Source organism: Rosistilla carotiformis (assembly GCF_007753095.1).
Lineage (GTDB): Bacteria > Planctomycetota > Planctomycetia > Pirellulales > Pirellulaceae > Rosistilla > Rosistilla carotiformis.
This window is the reverse complement of the sequence record NZ_CP036348.1, coordinates 5357888-5376117: the sequence shown is the minus strand read 5'-3', so window position 1 is coordinate 5376117 and position 18230 is coordinate 5357888. Positions and strand designations below refer to the sequence as shown.

The following is an 18230-nucleotide window of genomic DNA, read 5'->3' as shown; positions in this document are numbered from 1 at the left end:
CAATGCCACGGTTTGACAGGTTCGTGCCACTTAGATCACTTATACTCACGGTGCCAAGTACCGACAAGCAAATCGTTTTCGAAAGCACAAATCTTTAACTAAGTATTTGATATCGAGGCGGCACAGATTAAGTGTCCGGTAAACTCGCAGCCATCGCGAAGCTCTCACCAATCGGTAAAGTTTGCCGTTTCCTGGTTCCAACAGGACAATTCATCTGACGAACACGAGAATCTTCTCTAGAACACCGTTGGGGGGCGGAATATAGTGGATCCACCGATTGCAGCGTATTTCCATACGTTGACACGTGGGGCCAGCGGGGGCGCTGGCACGTTGCAGTCACTAACGGCAGGGAGCCCAGGCAAAGTCAGGAGCTTCAGGCGTGTTCGGTTTAAATTTCTTCGGTTCGGTTCCGCAAAACTCAGCATCGGGCAGTGCCGCGTCGCGGCGGCGGAGTTCCAGTGCGGATCATCAACGCGCCCCAAAACGTCGTCGTCGAAACCAGCTGCGTCGCCAGATAGAGCGCCTGGAAGACCGCCAATTGTTGGCGGGTGATCTTGGCATCGCGTACGGCGGGATCGCGGATGGTTCGATCAGCGACACCAACAGTGGGCTGATCCTTGCCTTGGACACCACCGCTGCAATCGCAGCTCCATTGCACAACGATCACTTAACCATTGACACAGGGGTGAATGGAACTGCGTTCACCGCTGATGGTCGGTTGTTCATTGCGACCAACAACGCGGCCGGGGGCACATCGACCTTGCAGGAGATCGATCCACGTGGCGGAACGGCGATCGGCGCGGCCATCGCATTGCCCATTCGTGTCGATGACATGGCGACCGATCTGACCACCGATACGATTTATGCCTTGGGCGTCAGCGGTGGCGGGGTGGCCAGCCAGATGTCGTTGTACACGATCGATATTTCTGACGGATCGATTGTGTTGGCCGGACACGTGGCTGCTTATATGCCGGGCGGACTGGCGATCGACGCCGGTGGCAAAGCGTATGTGACGGCAAAAAACGCGAGCACTGGTGCCGCAATCGTGTTGGAGATCGATCCAAGCGATGGCAGCACGTTAGCCACAAAGTCGCTGGTTGGGGCGGCGGGATTTTCGGGAAGTTTCGCGGGGCTTGGCTATCGCAACGATGGGGTTTTGGTCGGCAGCGATGCGGCCAATGGTAAGCTGTTCCAAATCGATGCGGCCAGCGGGGCGATGGCCCTTGTGCCTCTGCAGGATCCCGTTCACGGTGTGTTCGGCGATCTCGCATTTTCCCCCAACGCCCGCGTGATCGATCAGGTCTACAGCGAAAACTTTAGTCTCGGTGATGGCGGGTTCACGATCGACAACACCGGCCGTACGATCAATGGGCTATGGCACCGGTCCCCAGGACGCCGATTTGATGGATTGTTGAATCACACGCCGATTCAATCGTTCTACTACGGCGCGTTCGAAACCGCTTATGGCGGCGGCCATTATGTTTTGACAGAGTCGCATCGCGGCACGATCACCTCGCCGTTGATCCAATTGCCCGAAAAAGGGACGACGATCGTCAGCTTCTCCTATCTGTTAGACACTCGCCCCGAATTAGACGCCGATTTTGTAAGCGTTTCGATTCTCGTCGATGGTGTGGCGACGCAGATCCTGTCGCGACAAGACGGCTCGCTGCCCGAGACGACGGTCAATCAGTGGCTGTCGGCGACGCATGACATCAGTCAATTCAACGGCCAAGAGATTCAGATTAAGTTCCTGTTCGACACGGGTGAAATTCCTCGGATCGATCCCGAGGGTTGGTACGTCGACGATATCGAGATCATCAACACGCCGCCGCCGGCGATCTCCGGCTACAAATGGAACGACCTGAACGCCGATGGCATCTGGGACGATGACGAATCGGGGCTCAACGGCTGGCAGATCTATCTCGATGCCAACGGCAACGGGCAATACGACGCCGGCACCGAACGGCTGTTTGAAACCCGCAACGACGGCACTCTGGATGGCGCCTATTGGTTCGACGATTTGGATCCGGGAACGTACATCGTGCGAGAAATTGTCCCCGAGGGATGGAAGCAGAGTTTCCCCGGTGTCGCGACAGGTTTCCAACATTTGGTGATGATCGATCCAGCGGCTGGAATCTGCGTCAACGGCGCGTTTGGCGAAGAACAGTTGCCGAACTTTGGCAACTACCAGGCCGACATCTCGGGCTACAAATGGCACGACGTCAATTTTGACGGTGCTTGGGACGCTGGTGAAGTCGGGCTCAACGGCTGGGAAATCTATCTCGATCTCGATAACGACGGAACGTTCGACGAAGGGATCGAGCCGATCACGACAACGGCGTTTGATGGAACGCATGATGGCGCGTACAGCTTCACCGGACTAGCTGCGGGAAGCTATACCGTTCGCGAAATCGTCCCCGAGGGGTGGAAACAACGCTACCCCGGCGCGGCATTTAATTTCCAGCACGTCGTCGCGATCGATCCGCCCAATGGACTACGACACGTTAGCGATTTTGAAGTGACCGAGTCGGCGAACTTCGGAAATTGGCGACCGCAGGTGATCGGATACAAGTGGGATGACATCGATGGCGATGGCGTTTGGGACGACGATGAACCGGGACTCAACGACTGGATCATCTACGTTGATCGAGATCGGGACGGCCAGCTTGACGCCGATGAACCTCGGTTCACAACACAAAACGATGGCGAGGATGATGGCGCGTTCTGGTTCGATGGACTGGAAGTCGGCGATCATTTGTTGCGTGAAATCTTGCCGGACGATTGGGTACAAACCTACCCCGGCAACGCGACCGATTGGGGCCATGAGATCACGATCTCGACGGATCCAAACGCACAGATCATCGGCCGTTTTGGTGAAGAAGAAGCTCCCAATTTTGGTAACAGCCAGATCGACATCTTGGGGCACAAGTGGAATGACGTCGATGGCGATGGCGTTTGGGACGATGATGAATCGGGGCTCAACGGTTGGACGATTTATCTAGACCTTGATAGGGACGGCAACTTCGATTCGACCGGCGACGATCCCGAACCAAGCTTTGTCACGACCAACCATCGCGGCCAGGATGGCGTCTATTATTTCAGCGGCTTGGAGCCGGGCGAATATCTGGTGCGTGAAGTCGATCGCGACGGCTGGCAACAGACGTATCCCGTGCCCATCGATTCGGTAGCCCGAGGACATGTGGTCACGATCGATCCGCCCGAGGGGATCCGAGTGATCAGCGATGCGGGCGTTGCGTCGGTCGCCAATTTTGGCAACACGCAGGTTGCCGATCTGAAGATCACGAAGACCGCGTTGGAGACGATGGTCACTGAAGGAGACTTTGTAATCTTCGAAGTCACTGCGGAGAACGTAGTCCCCGAAGGAGCGGACCCTACTGATTTCGCGACGGCGACCGGTATTGTGGTGACCGATCGATTGCCCGACGGGCTCGAGCCAATCCGCGATAGCGCTGGCGCGATCGTGCAGCCAACGGCAAGCATTGGCAACGCAACGATCCCGCCGGGGTCCGAAGTCTCGACGATCACCTGGAGCGGCTTCGATCTCGCTCCAGGCGAATCGGCGACGATGCGATTCGCTGTTCGCGTGAAAAGCGATGTGGGAGCGACACAAATCGAAAACGTTGCCACGGGAATTTCGGATCAGCGCGATCCCGATCCAACGAACAACGACGACACCAACCCCGAAGGCAAGGCGACTTTAGATGTCGCCGCGCTTGTCCAGTTCATTTTGCCGATCGGAACGCTGCGCGAGGGAACGCTGACGTACATTCCGCCGGTTGCCAATGCGGGGCCGACAATCAGTGGATTCCAGTGGAACGATCTCAATAGCGATGGCATCTGGGATGCCCAGGAACTGGGCGTCAGCGGATTTGGGATTTTTCTGGATATCAACGGCAACGGCGTTCTCGATCCCGAAGCGAATGAACCATTGGCGGTCACCGACGCCGACGGGCGATACACGTTTACAGGATTGGCGGACGGAACGTTGTTGAGCGATGGGACATATATTGTCCGACGCTTGGCTACCTCGCGTTCCGAAGGGACGCTTGAGATCGCGTCGTTCCCGGAAGCTTCCGACTTCCATGAAGTCGAAATCAGTGGAGGCGTTTCGGTAGCGGGGACGGAACAAACGACGGAGTCGCCGAATTTTGGCAGCTTCGAATATGTCCCCTATCTGCGTCCCGCCGATGATCTTGCGGGCCATTTGACCGCCTGGGCAACCAATCCTCAATTGGCCGGCTCCGCGAACGCAGATCGGATGGTCGCCGCGGTTCAGCCTTGGCAACATTTTGGCGTTACCAATACCACCGACGCCGCGATGACTCTCGATGGGTTGAATGTTTCGGGGATCGATCCTGGCATCACAGTGGTTCTCTATGAAGCCGATGCCAGCGGAAACCTACTGCGCGATATCGACGGACTTCCCGTCCTTCCCGCGTTTCTCTCCGGTAGTAGCGAACAGCTTGCAGTCGGCGAAACGAAATATTACATCGCCTTCTATGATCCAGCAGTACGAGTATCCGACGGTGCGCAGGTCACCCAACAGTCGCCCGATTGGTTGGCGGGAAATCAAACTCCGACTCACAACTTCGCCGCCGCAGCCGAGATCGCGTTGAGCTCTTCCGGGACCGATCTGTTCCGCGTTCGATTGGTTGGTGGATCGACTTTCGACAGCGATATTGTTCACTCGGGAAATGTCGACCTGAATGATTTCCTAAGTTACCAAACGGTGGCGGATGCAGCGGCGGCAGTCACTTCGACGATGGATGGTTTTGACTTCACATCAGATATGAATGCCCGCTGCCCTAACGGAGCCGAGCAAACAATCGACACGTGCACTTGGAGCATCGCAGGTTCCCCCAATCGAGAAATCGCTCTTGGAGACCTGGGCACCTTAAATGTCGAGTTTGGTTTTGTGCGGCCCGTATGGTTAGATCTGCAGCCCGATGTGAACCAAAGCGGATTGGGGACGGGGAACCAAGTCATTTCTACCGGAGAAACGATCGGTGTTGCCCCCAACGCAGTATTCGCGGCGGTCGACAATCTACCGCTAGAATCTCTTACAATCCAGATTCTTGGTCCGGTTGATCCAAGCGACATTTTGTCTGCAGATGGCGAGACAGCGCCATTGTTGACGTTCAACAACCTGACAACCTCAGCGGCGCAAGACATCTTGCGCCAACTGCAATTCAGCACAAGCGAAACGGGATCGGTTCGTCAGTTGACCGTCACAGTGACTGCGATTGTTGAAAACCGACCCGAGCTCAATTTTGTCGATACCAGCGAAGCGTATCGAACAACAATAGTTACCGCGAAGATCTTGATCCTGCCAACCTCCTAACGAGCTGTCTCGCGGACTTTTATTTTCTAGGATGTCGGTCCCCTCGGGGCCGCCGCCAGCGATGCGCTAGCAAACCGGGCGTGCTAGCAATCGAAAACCTGCCGGTATTTTTCAGGTTTGGCTCAAGTCATGGACTTGACGCGCTCCGCATGGATTTCTGACACTCCGCTGGCCGCGCAGATTCCTGCAGCGACGAGCGCAAGGGAACGATGGAACGTTCCTCTACTGCGGCGGCGGTTTCTCAACGACGTCATTGGATGACAGAAGTTATGCTTGGACAATCTCGACGCAGACGCCTTCGGACCGAGCGATTAGAGCCACGCAATCTGATGGCCTTGGTGGCCATGGATCTTCAAATCCTCGAAGATATCGATGGCCAGCCAGGTGCGCCATTGGTTCGTCCGCTCGAATCAGGAGAGACGTTTTTTGTCGAGATTCAAGCGTTGGAACGAGGTGACCAGATCGACGGTCTTGGCGGTGTATCGCTGGACATTATGTGGAACATCGATCACCTGCGTTCGCTGGAATCAAACGATACGCTGACCGCAGCGATCACTGACGATCTGCCGATGTTCCGCAGCGGGACGCTGCAAGCCGATCTCGGTCGCATCTTGAATTTGTCGGGTGCAAGCTACGAATCGGCGGGTGTGGGACGCCGGATCGGCGACGGCGAGTTCGAACATTTTGCCTTTTTACGATTTGAGGCAATCACACCGACATCGCTTACGGAAATTACTCTGCTCGAAGGTATCTCACAAACCGCAACTTACCCGTCGCTGTCGCTTCGCCACGAAGATCATGATTTCGATGTGGAGATGATCGAAATCGTTGCTGCAGATCCGCAGACGACGCTGCCCGAACAGGAACCCGATACTTCCAACGCGTTGCCCGATGGTGAAGTTGTATCCCCCGAGACGAATGAGCCGACGAAGCCGGACGCGGCAGATCCATCGCCAATAACTGAGCCAACCGACGAGATAACGTTCCCGACCAGTGATGAGTCGAAAACAACGGACGATGTAGTAGCGTCAACGGATGCAAACTCCGATGTCACGTTGTCGCTAGTCGCTGACGCAACCGGAGAGGTGCAGATTGGTGATTTGATCACGATCGACGTCCAGGTTTCGGAATCCGATCCCGATGCCGCGGGGGTCGGCGGGATTTCGATCGATGTCGATTGGGATCCGAGTGAACTTCAGTTGGTGAATCCCGGTTCGATTACCGACACGATTACCGAGAACTTTCCTGGCTTTCAGGGCGGAAGCGTTGACACTGCAGCTGGGTTTATCGATGAACTGACCGGCGCGTCGTTTGAATCGGCGGGGATCGGACGGGCGATTGGCGATGGTGTCGCTGAGACGTTTGTCACGTTGACTTTTGTCGCGCTGAAGCCGACCGATGGCTCTTCGATTACGGTCTCCTTGGGTGATGGCGGCGTCGGTTTGGTAGGCGACACGTCGGGCGCACCGATCGATGTCGCGGATGCCCAAACAAATGTAGAGATCGCCACCGCCGCATTGCCTCCCTTGATTCAAATCTCCACTTCGGGAACCGACGGCGGTTTGGAATTTGCGGCGTCGGGTGACAACGGCGTTCAATCGACAATGCTGCGTCCAGGAAGCGTCGATTCCTTGCAGTACATCGAGATCGCCAATGTCGGCGAGACCGTACTGGAAGTCTATGAGATCCAGTTGGGAGTCGACGGCCTGTCGATCGCTGCCAACGATTTGGCGCTCGCCGATGGGTTTAAGGTTGCACCTGGCCAATCGCAGCGGATCGCTGTGGAGTTCTCGGCAGGCGAAGCGGGAAGCGTCAACGCATCCGAAGGAATTGTTGTCGTCAGCAACGCTGGCAACCGAGGTCGTTATGCGATCAGCACCACGGCGGAAACTACCTTTGCCGCGGATTTGAATCTCGATGGACGCGTGAATATCGCCGATGTTGTCCTACTGGACAGCGTGTTTGGACAAACGCGTGGCGACGGAATGTACAGTGAAAGTCACGACCCAAACCTTGATGGCAGCATCGACTTGGGAGATTTTGGGTTGTTGAACGCCCAATTCGGGATGCAACGTAGCGCGGCAGCGTTCACGGTTGCCGATATCGAGGAAGATGACGATTCGCTCGATTCAACGCTCGATCTACTCGCCTTGGACGCTTTGAATCTTTCTGACGGCGTCCGTTGAACTGGCAACGTCCCGCAATGGGGCAGAGAAGAGAGAAGTTCTCAAAAACAGCAGTTCCTACGGGTGGGTGATATTGTCAAAGCGGGGTTTCCAAGGGAGTATGATAAACCGACGCATTGTCGTCTTTTCCCACCTCCCTACCTCGCAAGACAAAGTCCTTCCCGATGCGAACGATAATCGATGGTCACCTCGACTTGGCCTGGAATGCTACTTCTTTTGATCGCGATCTACGACTCTCCCTCGATGAGATCCGTACGTGCGAGCAGTCGATGACCGATCTGAAGTCGCGAACACGCGGCACCACCTGCTTTCCCGAACTTCAGGCGGGTGCGATTCGGATGTGTATCGGCACGCTGTTGGCTCGCAGCGGGCCTGTGACCGATCGGCAAACAGGCTATGCGCGGACCGATCTCGATTTTGCCCATCATATCGGTGCCTATGCCGCCGCGCATTCGCAACTGGCTTGTTATCAACTGTGGGAACAGCAGGGAGCGATCCGTTGGATCCGCACGCTCGAGGAACTCGAGTCGCATTGGACGCAGTGTGAAAGTGAATCCGACGGTCCGTTGGGAATGGTGCTCTCCATGGAGGGGGCCGATCCTATTTCGGATCCCGAAGAATTGCCCTATTGGTTTCATGCGGGGCTCCGTGCGATCGGACTTTCTCACTATGGATTTGGTCAATACGCTGCCGGGACCGCTGTCGAAGGTGGACTGACCGAAAAAGGGGAACGGTTGTTAGATGCCATGGCCGGGTTGGGCATGGGATTGGACGTGACCCATCTGGCGGATCGTGCAATGGATCAAGCGTTTGATCGCTATACGGGCGTCTTGTGGGCCAGTCATCACAATTCGCGAACCTTGGTTCCGGGGCAGCGTCAGCTGTCGGATCAACAGATGAAAAACGTCATCGAACACGATGGTGTGGTCGGTGTCGCGTTCGATGCGTGGATGCTTTATCCCGGCTGGACGCGTGGTGAAACCGATCCCGGTGTGGTGAATATCGAAGCGGCCGCCGACCATATCGACTTTGTTTGTCAGATGGCGGGGAATACAAACCACAGCGCAATCGGTAGCGATCTGGACGGCGGGTTTGGAACCGAACAGACGCCAGGAGATCTCCATTCCATTGCCGATATGCAGAAGCTGGATGGCATCCTTTCTCGCCGCGGCTATAGCGATGCCGATCTCGATGCCATCTTCCACGGCAACTGGATGCGGATCTTCCGAAAATTGTTCGCTGGATCGGCGCGGTAGGTTCGATCGTCTGCGACATCTTGATCCATGGCGTTACCCGCTGCACTGCGACGCGACGGCAGGGCTACTAGCGCGACCCGTTGGTACGTGCGTATTTTCGATCGACGATTCCGTCGATCGGTGCGTTGCAGGGGCATTGCGTTGTGTCGGTGCTCCATGCTGCGGTTTCCCACGAGTCGTCAGCGGGGGGGACGCGATCCACTCAAGCTTCCCAATCGCAACGCGACGGCCCCCTCGCTTGGACTTGACTCAATTCTATACTCACCAGACGCAATGTATGGGGTATAAGTATAGAAACCGCTTTGTGGTTGAGGACGCCTTCTTGGGCCGATGCACTCTACATAGAGGCGCTTGGCAGTGATAAGATTTCACGTGCGATAATGCGCTTTAATAGTTGAGCATTTATCACATTGTAGGCTTTCTGGATTGCGTAAATTGACTAGAATGTGGCGGGCGCAACACAAAAACTTTTGAGGAATAGAATCCGTGGCAAAACGAGCTAATTCGATGGCCAGCACCATCACTGAGTACTTGGTAGAGAATCCTGAGATCACCTGGAAGGACGCAGCGGCGACGCTGGAACCTCAAGGGATCAGCGAGAGCTACTTCAGCAACCAGAAGTCGAAGCTTCGCAAGGAAGGTGTGTTGCCGAGCTCCGGACGTAAGAAGACGCGTCGCAAAAACGCAGCCGCCAAGACAACGACCACCAAGAAGGTTGCTGCGAAGAAACCTGCCGTCGCGGGTGGCGAACTGGCATCGGCTGCTGAATTCGCTCGCACCGCAGGCGGTTTGAGCGAAGCTCGGCGTCTGTTGGATCAATTGAGTGAAGTCCAAATCTAGCGAATGGACAACGTTGGTCGCGCCGCCGTGATCGTTCGATCGCGGTGGCCCCAAGCGTTCCCGCGAGGGGACTTTCTGCGGCGACCGATGCGGTTTTCGCTCAACGTTTTCTTGAACATCGTTGGGCATCGGGCCATCGAAAAGGCCGATTTTATCTTTCTGCTAGTCCAAATCGCTATTCCCAACCCTCTGGGAACTTCGATACGCTAGGGGAATCGACTCTATCGTTCGATTCACGCCCCTTGGACTTTCGTAAAATGCTCAGGCAGCACCTGTTTATCGGATCCTGCATTTTGATCTGGGCTGGCGTCGCTGCGGCTCAGAACCCTTCGACGGCGGCGTTGCTGAAAACAGCCTACACGATCTCGAAGAACGCTTCGACCGAAGCTGATTACACGCGGATCATCGATCAGATTCAACAGTCCGCTTTAGCGGCGGCCGATCAAGAGGTGCGTGCTTACGGGAACCAATTGTTGGCTTGGGCCCTGAACCGTCGCGGCGAACTTCGCTGGGACCAAATCCAGGTCCCCGACGATGCGATGGCCGTGGCGGCTATTGAAGATTTTCGGAATTCGTTGAAGCTGGATCCCAACCGCTGGCGTGCCAAGCAGAATATGGCGTTTGTGTACGCCACGCGCGGTCAGATGAAAGAAGCCGAGGCGCTGTTCAACGATGTGATTCAAACCAAACCCGATCACGCCAACGCGTATTTCAATCGAGCCGAGTTGCGCTATGAGATGGGGAATCTGTCGTCGTCGATCGCCGACTACGATCGTGCGATCACGCTGCAGCCGGGTGAAGCGGATTTTTACACAGGTCGCGGCCATGCGCGGTTCCAGGCGGGCCAGGTCCAAGCGGCGATTGAAGATTATCATCGCGCGTTTCAGTTGGATTCGGACAACGCGATCCGCGCGATCGACCTTGCCGATGCCTTGCAGAACGGTGGGCAATGGCGGCAGGCCGCTGAAAACTATCGAAACGCGTTGCAGTTGGACCAACAGAATCTGCGGACCCGGCTGAACCTTGCCTGGTTGTTGGCGACCTGTCCCGACGGCAGTCTCCGCGATGGGCAGCAAGCGTTGGAGATCACCGACGGGCTGCGTGATATTCCCGCGTCCGAAGAATTCCGCTATATCGATACACACGCGGCCGCCTTGGCGGAAACGGGGCAGTTTGAAAAAGCGGTTCGCATTGCCCAGACGGGGGAAAGGCTCGTCCCCACGTCCGAACGCAGCGGATTTGAAGCTCGGCTGGAAGGTTACAAAACGAATCAACGATACCGCCAGGTGCCGGTCCGGTAGCTGAAGGCAGGCATCGCAATCCATCGCGCTGCGGGCCACGAAGGTCGGGCCGCGAATACTATCAGGGCAAGGAAGCTCCCATGAAAATCGATCGATCACGTCCCTGGCTCGCGCTTCCGGTGGCATTTGCGATGATCCTCAGTCTGTGCGGCTGCAATTCAAAACCACAGTTGGGGAACCTGATGGATGCCTTTGGGCAACCGAAGACAGAAGCCAGTGCCGAGGTGTGGGATGAACATACCGTCGGTTTGCCATTCCTGTATGGCTACGACGAAGGTCTTGCCAAGGCGCAGGCCGAGGGGCGGCCGGCGATGATCTTCTTGACGACCACGTGGTGTAAGTGGTGCAAACGGATGTCGGCGACCTGTTTGCAAGATCCCGAGATCCGCGGCCTTCTGGAACAGAATTTTGTCTTGGTGCTTGTCGATGGCGATCAAGAATCGGCCGTCAAACGCAAGCTGAAGAATACCGGCTATCCGCACATCGTCTTCATCTCGCCCGACGAACAGATCCTTGCTTCGCAGAACGGATATGCCGAACCGGATGCTTTCAAGCAGGTGATCGCCCAGGCGCTCGCCGCGCAGTAGTCCACGTCCCCCTTCGAGAGCGAACGCACGATGCGCAACTTCATCGCCCAATGGTTTCGAAAGCCGCAATCCAACCCATCGCCCGGGACGATTGTCGATTCGCCGACAGGTCGGCCGCAGGCTCAGCCGCAAACGGCGCGGCAGCGGCGTATGGAAGCGTCGTTGGCTTCGCTGCGTTTATTGCCCACAGGAGTGCTGCGGCAATTGGAATCCAGTGGTCATCGCCGAGTGCAGGATCTGTTGCGATTGAATCTGTCGCAATGGGCGACGGAGCAGCGTCTGACGGCATCGCAGCAGAGTCAACTGCGGACGGTACGACGGGCGATTCGGATGGCCTTCGCGCTGCGGGCAATGCACCCTCGCGAGGCCTACCTGTTGATCGCGATTCATCGTCGCAGCCCCGAAGACGTCGCATCCGATTCGCCACGGCATCTGTTTCGCGACCTGGAACGGTTTGCGTTGTCCAGTCGTGGTAGGGCGTTGACCCGTCGGATCGAGATCCCGTCGCTGGAACGCGTTTCGGCCTGGATCGCGGCAGCACAGGATCATCAGTTCTCGCGGCTTGCAACGTCCCACACCTCGAGTGCCAGCGACACCGCGGGGGTATCGCCGGCTCCGTCAGGTCACTAACGCCGACGGGATCAAAGCCAAAGTCATCGCCGATCGCGGCCGCTGGAAAATGGAAAACGCAACAACACAAAACAAATTACGGAGACAAGGATGTCGCAGATTCTGACGATCTTGCGCGCTGCCCACTGTCGTAGCACGCATCACTATTTCGCATTGGACGCATTGCGTTGCATCAACACTGAACGTGGCGGACGCTTGGCAGACATCCTGTTGAAGCACTACGACCAATATCTGAAAGGTGCCAAGGATCCCGATGCCAAGTTCCGCGACTTCCAGAACCACGTGCTGCACGTCGGCGATGGTGGTTGGGGCGGAGCGACGCGGGCCTGCGAAAAATGGCTCAAGACAGCGGTCAATCATTTGAATAGTGAAGAGTGGGAATACGCTGCCTACGATCTCGGGGTGCTTAGCCACTATTTCACCGATCCGATCATGCCTTTGCACACCGGTTCCAGCGACCCCGAAGGAGTTGTCCATCGACCGTTGGAATGGAGTGTTTGTCAGTCCTATGAATCGCTCTATGAACGCTGGAAGAGCGGCAAGGTTCGGGTGCAGTTCCAATTGCCCGAGGGGAACAATTGGATTACGCAAGCGGTCACGGCGGGCGCCGAACGCTCGCACGTGCATTATCATCGAATCATCGAAATCTACGATCTGGAACGAGGCGTCAAAAGCCCTCCCGAGGGACTCAATGCGGAGTCGCGGGAGATTTTGTCCGAGATGTTTGGGATCGCGATCACCGGCTGGGCGCGGATCTTGGAACGCGTCGCCGAACAAGCGACGTGCAAGCTTCCCAACGCGGGCCTAACCGCGGCAACGCTTGTCGCCGCGATCGATATGCCCGTCGCTTGGATCATCAAGAAGATCGCATCGGTGCAAGAGAAAGCAGCCGTGGCGGCGATCTTCGAAGAATTTCAAACCACGGGAACCGTGCGCGTCCATCTGCCACCGGAGGTCCGTAGCGTGCGGACCGAGATGGCGATGACGGTCAATCGGAACACCCCGATCAATCCGCCGACGACCGCGCCGCAGCCCGTGCCGGTGGTGAGCAGCACCGCGGCGACGGCAGCTTGGGCACCGGCGGCAATCCAATCGCCGGCACCTGCGATGGTTGCGACAACCCAAACCACGCAAGCCCCGTCGATCGCAACGCCATCGGCCGGCGAACCGTCGGCACCTGCCTGGTTGCCAGCGGCGTCGAGTCTCCACGAACCGGTTGCACAAGAACCGGCCGTGACGATGGAACCGGCTGCCGCGGCGGCGGCGCAACCGGCTGTCGCATCGGTTCCGTTTGCGGTCAGCCGTGTCGCCGATTCGTGGTCGACGCAAAGGCAGCCAAGCGTGTCGGAGCAAAGCGATTTGGTCGATGCCCCATCGATCGGGCCGAAGACGGCCGAGCGGTTTACCAAGATTGGCATCCATACCATCGGTCAGTTCTTGGCGGTGCAACCGGAAGTGTTGGCGGTGAAGTTGGAAACGCGTTGGATCAACGGCGACCTGTTGGCCGACTGGCAGGCCCAAGCCCGTTTGGTATGCGGCGTCGCCTCGCTGTGCGGTTACAAATCGCAGCTGTTGGTGGCTGTCGATTGCCGATCGGTCGACCAGTTAGCAGCGGAAGACGCCGCGGCGCTGACGGCAAGGATCTCGGACTACTGCGATACCAAGGCGGGAGAGCGGATTTTGCGCAGCAGTCCGCGTCCCGAGATGGAAGACGTTGGCGAATGGATCGAAGACGCAAGTCGCGGCGAGATTCGACAGGCGGCTTAGACGTCGCTCCCGAACTCGATCGCCCTTCGACTATTTCTCGATATCGAAGTCGGCGATCTTTCGATAGGCTGTCGCGCGGCTGATACCAAGCCGCTTTGCCGCTTCGGGGATGCTGCCGTTGCAGCGGTCCAACGCCTCGCGGATCAGTTTTTCTTCCCAGACATCCAACCGCAGCGTATCGGTCACTTCGACTCCCGCGTCGCGGAGACCGAGGTCATCAGCTTCGATCGTATTGCCATCGAACATCACGATCGCGCTATCGATCACGTTTCGCAACTGTCGCACGTTTCCAGGCCACGCGTAAGAAAGCATCCGTTTTTTGGCCGCTTCGGAAAACTGGATCGATGGCCGCGCGTGCTGGCGGGAGAAATGCTCCAGGAAGTGGTTCATTAACAATTCGATGTCTTGTCCCCGGTCGCGAAGCGGCGGCACGTGCAGCTCAAAGACACTCAAGCGATAATAGAGATCTTCGCGAAAGCGTTTCTCGCGGACAAACTCGGCAAGGTCGCGATTGGTCGCCGCGATGATCCGCACGTCGACGCGGATCTCATCGACACCGCCGACGGGAAGGAACGGATGACCTTCCATGATCCGCAGCAGTTTGGCTTGGCCTTCGAGTGTCAGTTCGCCGATTTCATCCAGGAACAACGTGCCGGTGTGGGCCTGTTGAAACCAGCCGATGTGATCGCGATCGGCTCCCGTGAACGAACCCTTTTTGTGGCCAAACAATTGGCTTTCGATCAGGTCTCGCGGGATCGCGGCGCAGTTTACGCTTAACAGCGGCCGCTCGCGGCGTCCGCTGTGTTGGTGGACATCGCGGGCGACCAGTTCCTTGCCCGCGCCACTCTCGCCACGGATCAGCACGCAACCGTTGGCTTTGCCGACACGTTCGATCTTCGATTTCAAACGCATCATCGGCGGACTTTCGCCGATCAAGTTATTCGTTTCCGCATTCCGCGTGAACAGCCGGTCGCGTTCGACTTGCAATGCCGCCGTCCGACGGGCGCGGGACAGCGCGACGCCCAGCAGTTGTCCGGAATTCAACGCTAGTTCAAAATGCCGTTCGTTGAAGCGATGGTCGTTGCGATACAGATGCAGCACGCCGGCAACTTCTTCACCGTGTTGCAACGGAACGCAGATCGCATCGGTCCATTGGGTCTTCTGCCCCGGCGAGGTCGATTCCTCTTTAAACCAAAACGCCTCGCCACCGTTGGTGACCCGGCGGGTCAGTTCGCTGCTGAGTTTGATCTTTTCGGCGGCGTCGGATGGGAAGACATATTCGGGTTGCAGTTTGCCATCTTCCCCCAGCCACATGAATCCGATCACGTCGGCTTGGGTACGGTCTTTCAAAAGTTCGGTAGCGATTTGAATCACCGAATCGGGATCGCCGCTGCCGATCAATTGCAGGCTCAATTGGTACAGATCGACCAAGTAGCCCACGTCGGCGATTTTACGCAACGGATCCAATGGGCCAAAGTTGCTGGACGACAGGCCACCGGAAATGGGACGGTCCAGAACGATCGTTTGTTCGCGGTTGTTGGAATCGGCTGAATCGCCGTGGCCATCAAAAAATTGCAGCTCCGATGTTCCCACCAGGATCGTGTTGCTGTCTTGCAGTGTGGCGTGGTCGGTCTTTTGTCCATTCACCAACAACCCGTTGCGGCTGTTGGTGTCGCGGACCTGCCAGTGCGAATCTTCGTGAAACAGCACCGCGTGATACCGCGAACTGACCGGATCGGTTAACATGATTTCGCAATTGGCATCGCGTCCGACGTGCAATGTATGCAGCGGATCCAAGCGGAATCGGCGTCCGGTATCGGGACCAGAACGAACTTTGAGATACGCCACCATAGAAATCGCGAATGGTTTTTAAACTGGGAAAACTCAGGTATTGTACAGTGAACGCTCGACCACGGGGAAGCCACAGCGAAACTCTCGCAAATCAACTTTGAACCCCCTCGGGCCATCGGTCGATCGCGATGCATCCTCCCAGCAAGCTCTTGGTATCTTTAATGAATGAACCGTCATCCAATCAACGTCCCGAAGTGGTCTGGCACGAACAAAGTGTCAGCCGCGCCGATCGCGAGCGTCAACTGGCACAGCGAGGTTGTGTGATCTGGTTTACGGGGTTGAGTGGTTGCGGCAAAAGCACGATCGCCAACGCCTTGGATCACAAATTAAGCCAGTTGGGGGCCGTTACTAGCCTGCTGGATGGCGATAACATCCGCCATCACCTGTGTGCCGGCCCCGATCGCCTGGCGAGCGAACATGGCGAAACGTTTGCAAACCGTTTTGGGTTGGGATTTGGTGCCATCGATCGCGAGGAAAACATCCGCCGGATCGGAGCGGTCGCCGAGCTGTTCGCATCGACGGGCATCATCACGTTGACCGCGTTTGTCAGTCCCTACGCACGGGATCGGCAAAGGGTTCGCCAGTTGATCGAATCGGTGGGGCGGCCTGGCGACTTCGTGGAGGTGTTTGTCGATACGCCGCTGGAAACGTGTGAGCAACGCGATCCCAAGGGGCTTTATAAGAAGGCCCGCGCCGGCGAGATTCAGAACTTCACCGGGATCAGCGATCCCTATGAAGCGCCTGCAGCCCCCGAGATTCATTTGCAAACCGCGGACAAATCCCCCGAGGCGTTAGCGATCGAGATCGTGCAGTATTTGAAAGACCAAGGTCTGTTGATCCGGGAAGGAGGCGAGGCGTGATGAAAATCGATAGCCATCATCATCTGTGGAACTACGATCCGGAACAGTACGGTTGGATCAGCGAGCAGATGGCGGTCCTGCGCCGCGATTTTTCGCCGACCGATCTCCAACAGGAACTTCGCGATGCGGGGATCGATGCGGCCGTTGCAGTGCAGGCGCAGCAGACGATTGCCGAGACCGAGTGGTTGCTGGAACAGGCTGGGAAAAATCCAGTGATCGCAGGGGTCGTCGGCTGGGTACCGCTGGCCAGCGACCAGGTCGCCGACGATCTGGACCGCTTGCATCAGAACGAACTGCTGAAAGGGATTCGCCACGTCGTTCAAGATGAACCGGCGGACGACTTTATCCTCGGCGACGACTTCAATCGGGGCGTGGCCAAGCTGGCTGGTTTTGGGTTGGTCTACGACATCCTGATCTACGGCAAACATCTCCCTGCGACGATCCCATTTGTCGATCGGCACCCGCATCAATCTTTCGTGCTGGATCACATCGCCAAACCGACGATTCGCGGCGGTCAGTTCGATGACACGTGGGCGCGGCAGATGCGTGAATTGGCGCGGCGCGATAACGTGGTTTGTAAGTTCTCTGGCGTGGTCACCGAAGTGCGCGATCCGGAGGCCACGATCGAAACCATTCGCCCTTACTGGGATGTCGCTTTGGAAGCGTTTGGCCCCGACCGTTTACTGTTTGGCAGCGATTGGCCCGTCTGTTTGTTGAAGATTTCCTACGGACAATGGGTCGAGATGGTAACGGAATTGTCGGCAGGTCTGTCGCCCAGTGAGCAGGAGAAGTTCTGGGGGCTCAATGCTGCCAAGGCGTATGGGCTGAGTCCTCGCCGTCCTCGATAGCATAAATTGCGTAAACCGGGAAGAATATTCATCGGGGGAGTTCTTCGTGTTCGTTCGGTTTTGACGATTCTTTCAATGTATTCGATCGCGACGGTCGATCCCTGACAGCAAGGAACGGTTTGGTTGATAACCGTCTGCGTTTGATCAGGGGAAGGATTCGCGATGAAACAGCTATTGGTCGTTGCCGGTTTGTTATGCTTGTTGTCGAGTACTGGCGGTTGCGCGAAAGCGTTGTCTCGTGGCGGATGCTCTTCGAATTCGTGTGGCCAGCAGTGTAACAGTTGCAATAATTGCAACACCAAGCAATGCAATTGTGGCCAGTGCGGCAATGGAGCTCGTGGGCTTTCGTCGTGTTGTCGTGGTGGTGTCAGCACCGGCTGTCGTCCGGGCAACCTTTCTTGGCAGCAAGGGGGGACCGATTACGGCCACAATTTGACCTACAGCGACGTCAAGCATGGTCAAATGCAACAAAATCCAGGGCCACCGTCGGCGTCGACCGCATACCCGTACTACACCACACGCGGTCCGCGCGACTTCCTGAACGCCAATCCGCCGTCGATCGGCTACTAGGTTTCGATTGAATGCCGCGCCACTTTCGGTTGGTCATAATCAATCCGAAACGCCGTGGGGCGGGGTTTCATCGCGACGGCCATGACGCATCCCTGAATGCGAACCGATTGGGACGCTTCGACAGGGGAAAGGTCGATTTATCGGGGCTGCCAGCGAACCGGCGGCTACAAAC

At 56.9% G+C, this 18230-nt stretch carries 12 protein-coding genes; 11 read left to right on the top strand and 1 reads right to left on the bottom strand.

Going from position 1 to position 18230, the window contains the following annotated elements:
* Nucleotides 1-379 precede the first annotated feature (379 nt).
* The 8 genes from Poly24_RS19475 (at nt 380) to Poly24_RS19440 (ending at nt 13929) form a co-directional block, all read left to right on the top strand.
* The gene (locus tag Poly24_RS19475) at nt 380-5362 is read left to right on the top strand and encodes a DUF11 domain-containing protein (RefSeq protein ID WP_145099387.1); all 4983 of its coding nucleotides are present in this window, start codon (nt 380-382) and stop codon (nt 5360-5362) included.
* Nucleotides 5363-5706: 344 nt separating this feature from the next.
* Nucleotides 5707-7548: a hypothetical protein gene (locus Poly24_RS19470; protein WP_145099384.1), complete on the top strand. Its 1842-nt coding sequence runs from the start codon at nt 5707-5709 to the stop codon at nt 7546-7548.
* 164 nt (nt 7549-7712) lie between these two features.
* A complete protein-coding gene (locus Poly24_RS19465) occupies nt 7713-8804 on the top strand; it encodes a dipeptidase (RefSeq protein ID WP_145099381.1) in 1092 nt (363 codons plus the stop codon).
* A gap of 486 nt (nt 8805-9290) precedes the next feature.
* Nucleotides 9291-9644, top strand: coding sequence for a hypothetical protein (locus tag Poly24_RS19460; protein ID WP_145099378.1), 354 nt, complete (start codon nt 9291-9293; stop codon nt 9642-9644).
* Nucleotides 9645-9901: 257 nt separating this feature from the next.
* A complete protein-coding gene (locus tag Poly24_RS19455) occupies nt 9902-10945 on the top strand; it encodes a tetratricopeptide repeat protein (RefSeq protein WP_145099375.1) in 1044 nt (347 codons plus the stop codon).
* An 80-nt stretch (nt 10946-11025) separates the two neighbouring features.
* Nucleotides 11026-11532: a thioredoxin family protein gene (locus Poly24_RS19450; protein WP_145099372.1), complete on the top strand. Its 507-nt coding sequence runs from the start codon at nt 11026-11028 to the stop codon at nt 11530-11532.
* Nucleotides 11533-11562: 30 nt separating this feature from the next.
* Complete coding sequence (locus Poly24_RS19445) at nt 11563-12162, top strand: DUF4332 domain-containing protein (protein WP_145099369.1); 600 nt, start codon at nt 11563-11565, stop codon at nt 12160-12162.
* A gap of 90 nt (nt 12163-12252) precedes the next feature.
* Complete coding sequence (locus tag Poly24_RS19440) at nt 12253-13929, top strand: DUF4332 domain-containing protein (RefSeq protein ID WP_145099366.1); 1677 nt, start codon at nt 12253-12255, stop codon at nt 13927-13929.
* A 30-nt stretch (nt 13930-13959) separates the two neighbouring features.
* On the opposite strand, the gene Poly24_RS19435 is transcribed toward Poly24_RS19440, so the two are convergent.
* Nucleotides 13960-15780, bottom strand: a complete 1821-nt coding sequence (locus tag Poly24_RS19435; protein WP_145099363.1) for a sigma 54-interacting transcriptional regulator — start codon at nt 15778-15780, stop codon at nt 13960-13962.
* A gap of 161 nt (nt 15781-15941) precedes the next feature.
* On the opposite strand from Poly24_RS19435, the gene cysC reads away from it, so the two are divergent.
* The 3 genes from cysC to Poly24_RS27150 all read left to right on the top strand — a co-directional run bounded on the left by cysC (nt 15942) and on the right by Poly24_RS27150 (nt 18058).
* Nucleotides 15942-16640, top strand: coding sequence for an adenylyl-sulfate kinase (gene cysC, locus Poly24_RS19430; protein ID WP_231753233.1), 699 nt, complete (start codon nt 15942-15944; stop codon nt 16638-16640).
* The gene (locus tag Poly24_RS19425; RefSeq protein ID WP_145099357.1) at nt 16640-17488 is read left to right on the top strand and encodes an amidohydrolase family protein; all 849 of its coding nucleotides are present in this window, start codon (nt 16640-16642) and stop codon (nt 17486-17488) included. Before cysC ends, Poly24_RS19425 begins: the two co-directional genes overlap by 1 nt.
* Nucleotides 17489-17650: 162 nt before the next feature.
* Nucleotides 17651-18058, top strand: coding sequence for a hypothetical protein (locus Poly24_RS27150; RefSeq protein ID WP_197452029.1), 408 nt, complete (start codon nt 17651-17653; stop codon nt 18056-18058).
* The last annotated feature ends 172 nt before the right edge of the window (nt 18059-18230 follow it).

Coding starts and splice junctions, on each gene's coding strand:
- Poly24_RS19470 (WP_145099384.1), top strand. CDS start 5,707: ATGGATCTTCAAATCCTCGAAGATATCGATGGCCAGCCAGGTGCGCCA.
- Poly24_RS19465 (WP_145099381.1), top strand. CDS start 7,713: ATGCGAACGATAATCGATGGTCACCTCGACTTGGCCTGGAATGCTACT.
- Poly24_RS19455 (WP_145099375.1), top strand. CDS start 9,902: ATGCTCAGGCAGCACCTGTTTATCGGATCCTGCATTTTGATCTGGGCT.
- Poly24_RS19450 (WP_145099372.1), top strand. CDS start 11,026: ATGAAAATCGATCGATCACGTCCCTGGCTCGCGCTTCCGGTGGCATTT.
- Poly24_RS19445 (WP_145099369.1), top strand. CDS start 11,563: ATGCGCAACTTCATCGCCCAATGGTTTCGAAAGCCGCAATCCAACCCA.
- Poly24_RS19440 (WP_145099366.1), top strand. CDS start 12,253: ATGTCGCAGATTCTGACGATCTTGCGCGCTGCCCACTGTCGTAGCACG.
- Poly24_RS19435 (WP_145099363.1), bottom strand. CDS start 15,780: ATGGTGGCGTATCTCAAAGTTCGTTCTGGTCCCGATACCGGACGCCGA.
- cysC (WP_231753233.1), top strand. CDS start 15,942: ATGAATGAACCGTCATCCAATCAACGTCCCGAAGTGGTCTGGCACGAA.
- Poly24_RS19425 (WP_145099357.1), top strand. CDS start 16,640: ATGAAAATCGATAGCCATCATCATCTGTGGAACTACGATCCGGAACAG.
- Poly24_RS27150 (WP_197452029.1), top strand. CDS start 17,651: ATGAAACAGCTATTGGTCGTTGCCGGTTTGTTATGCTTGTTGTCGAGT.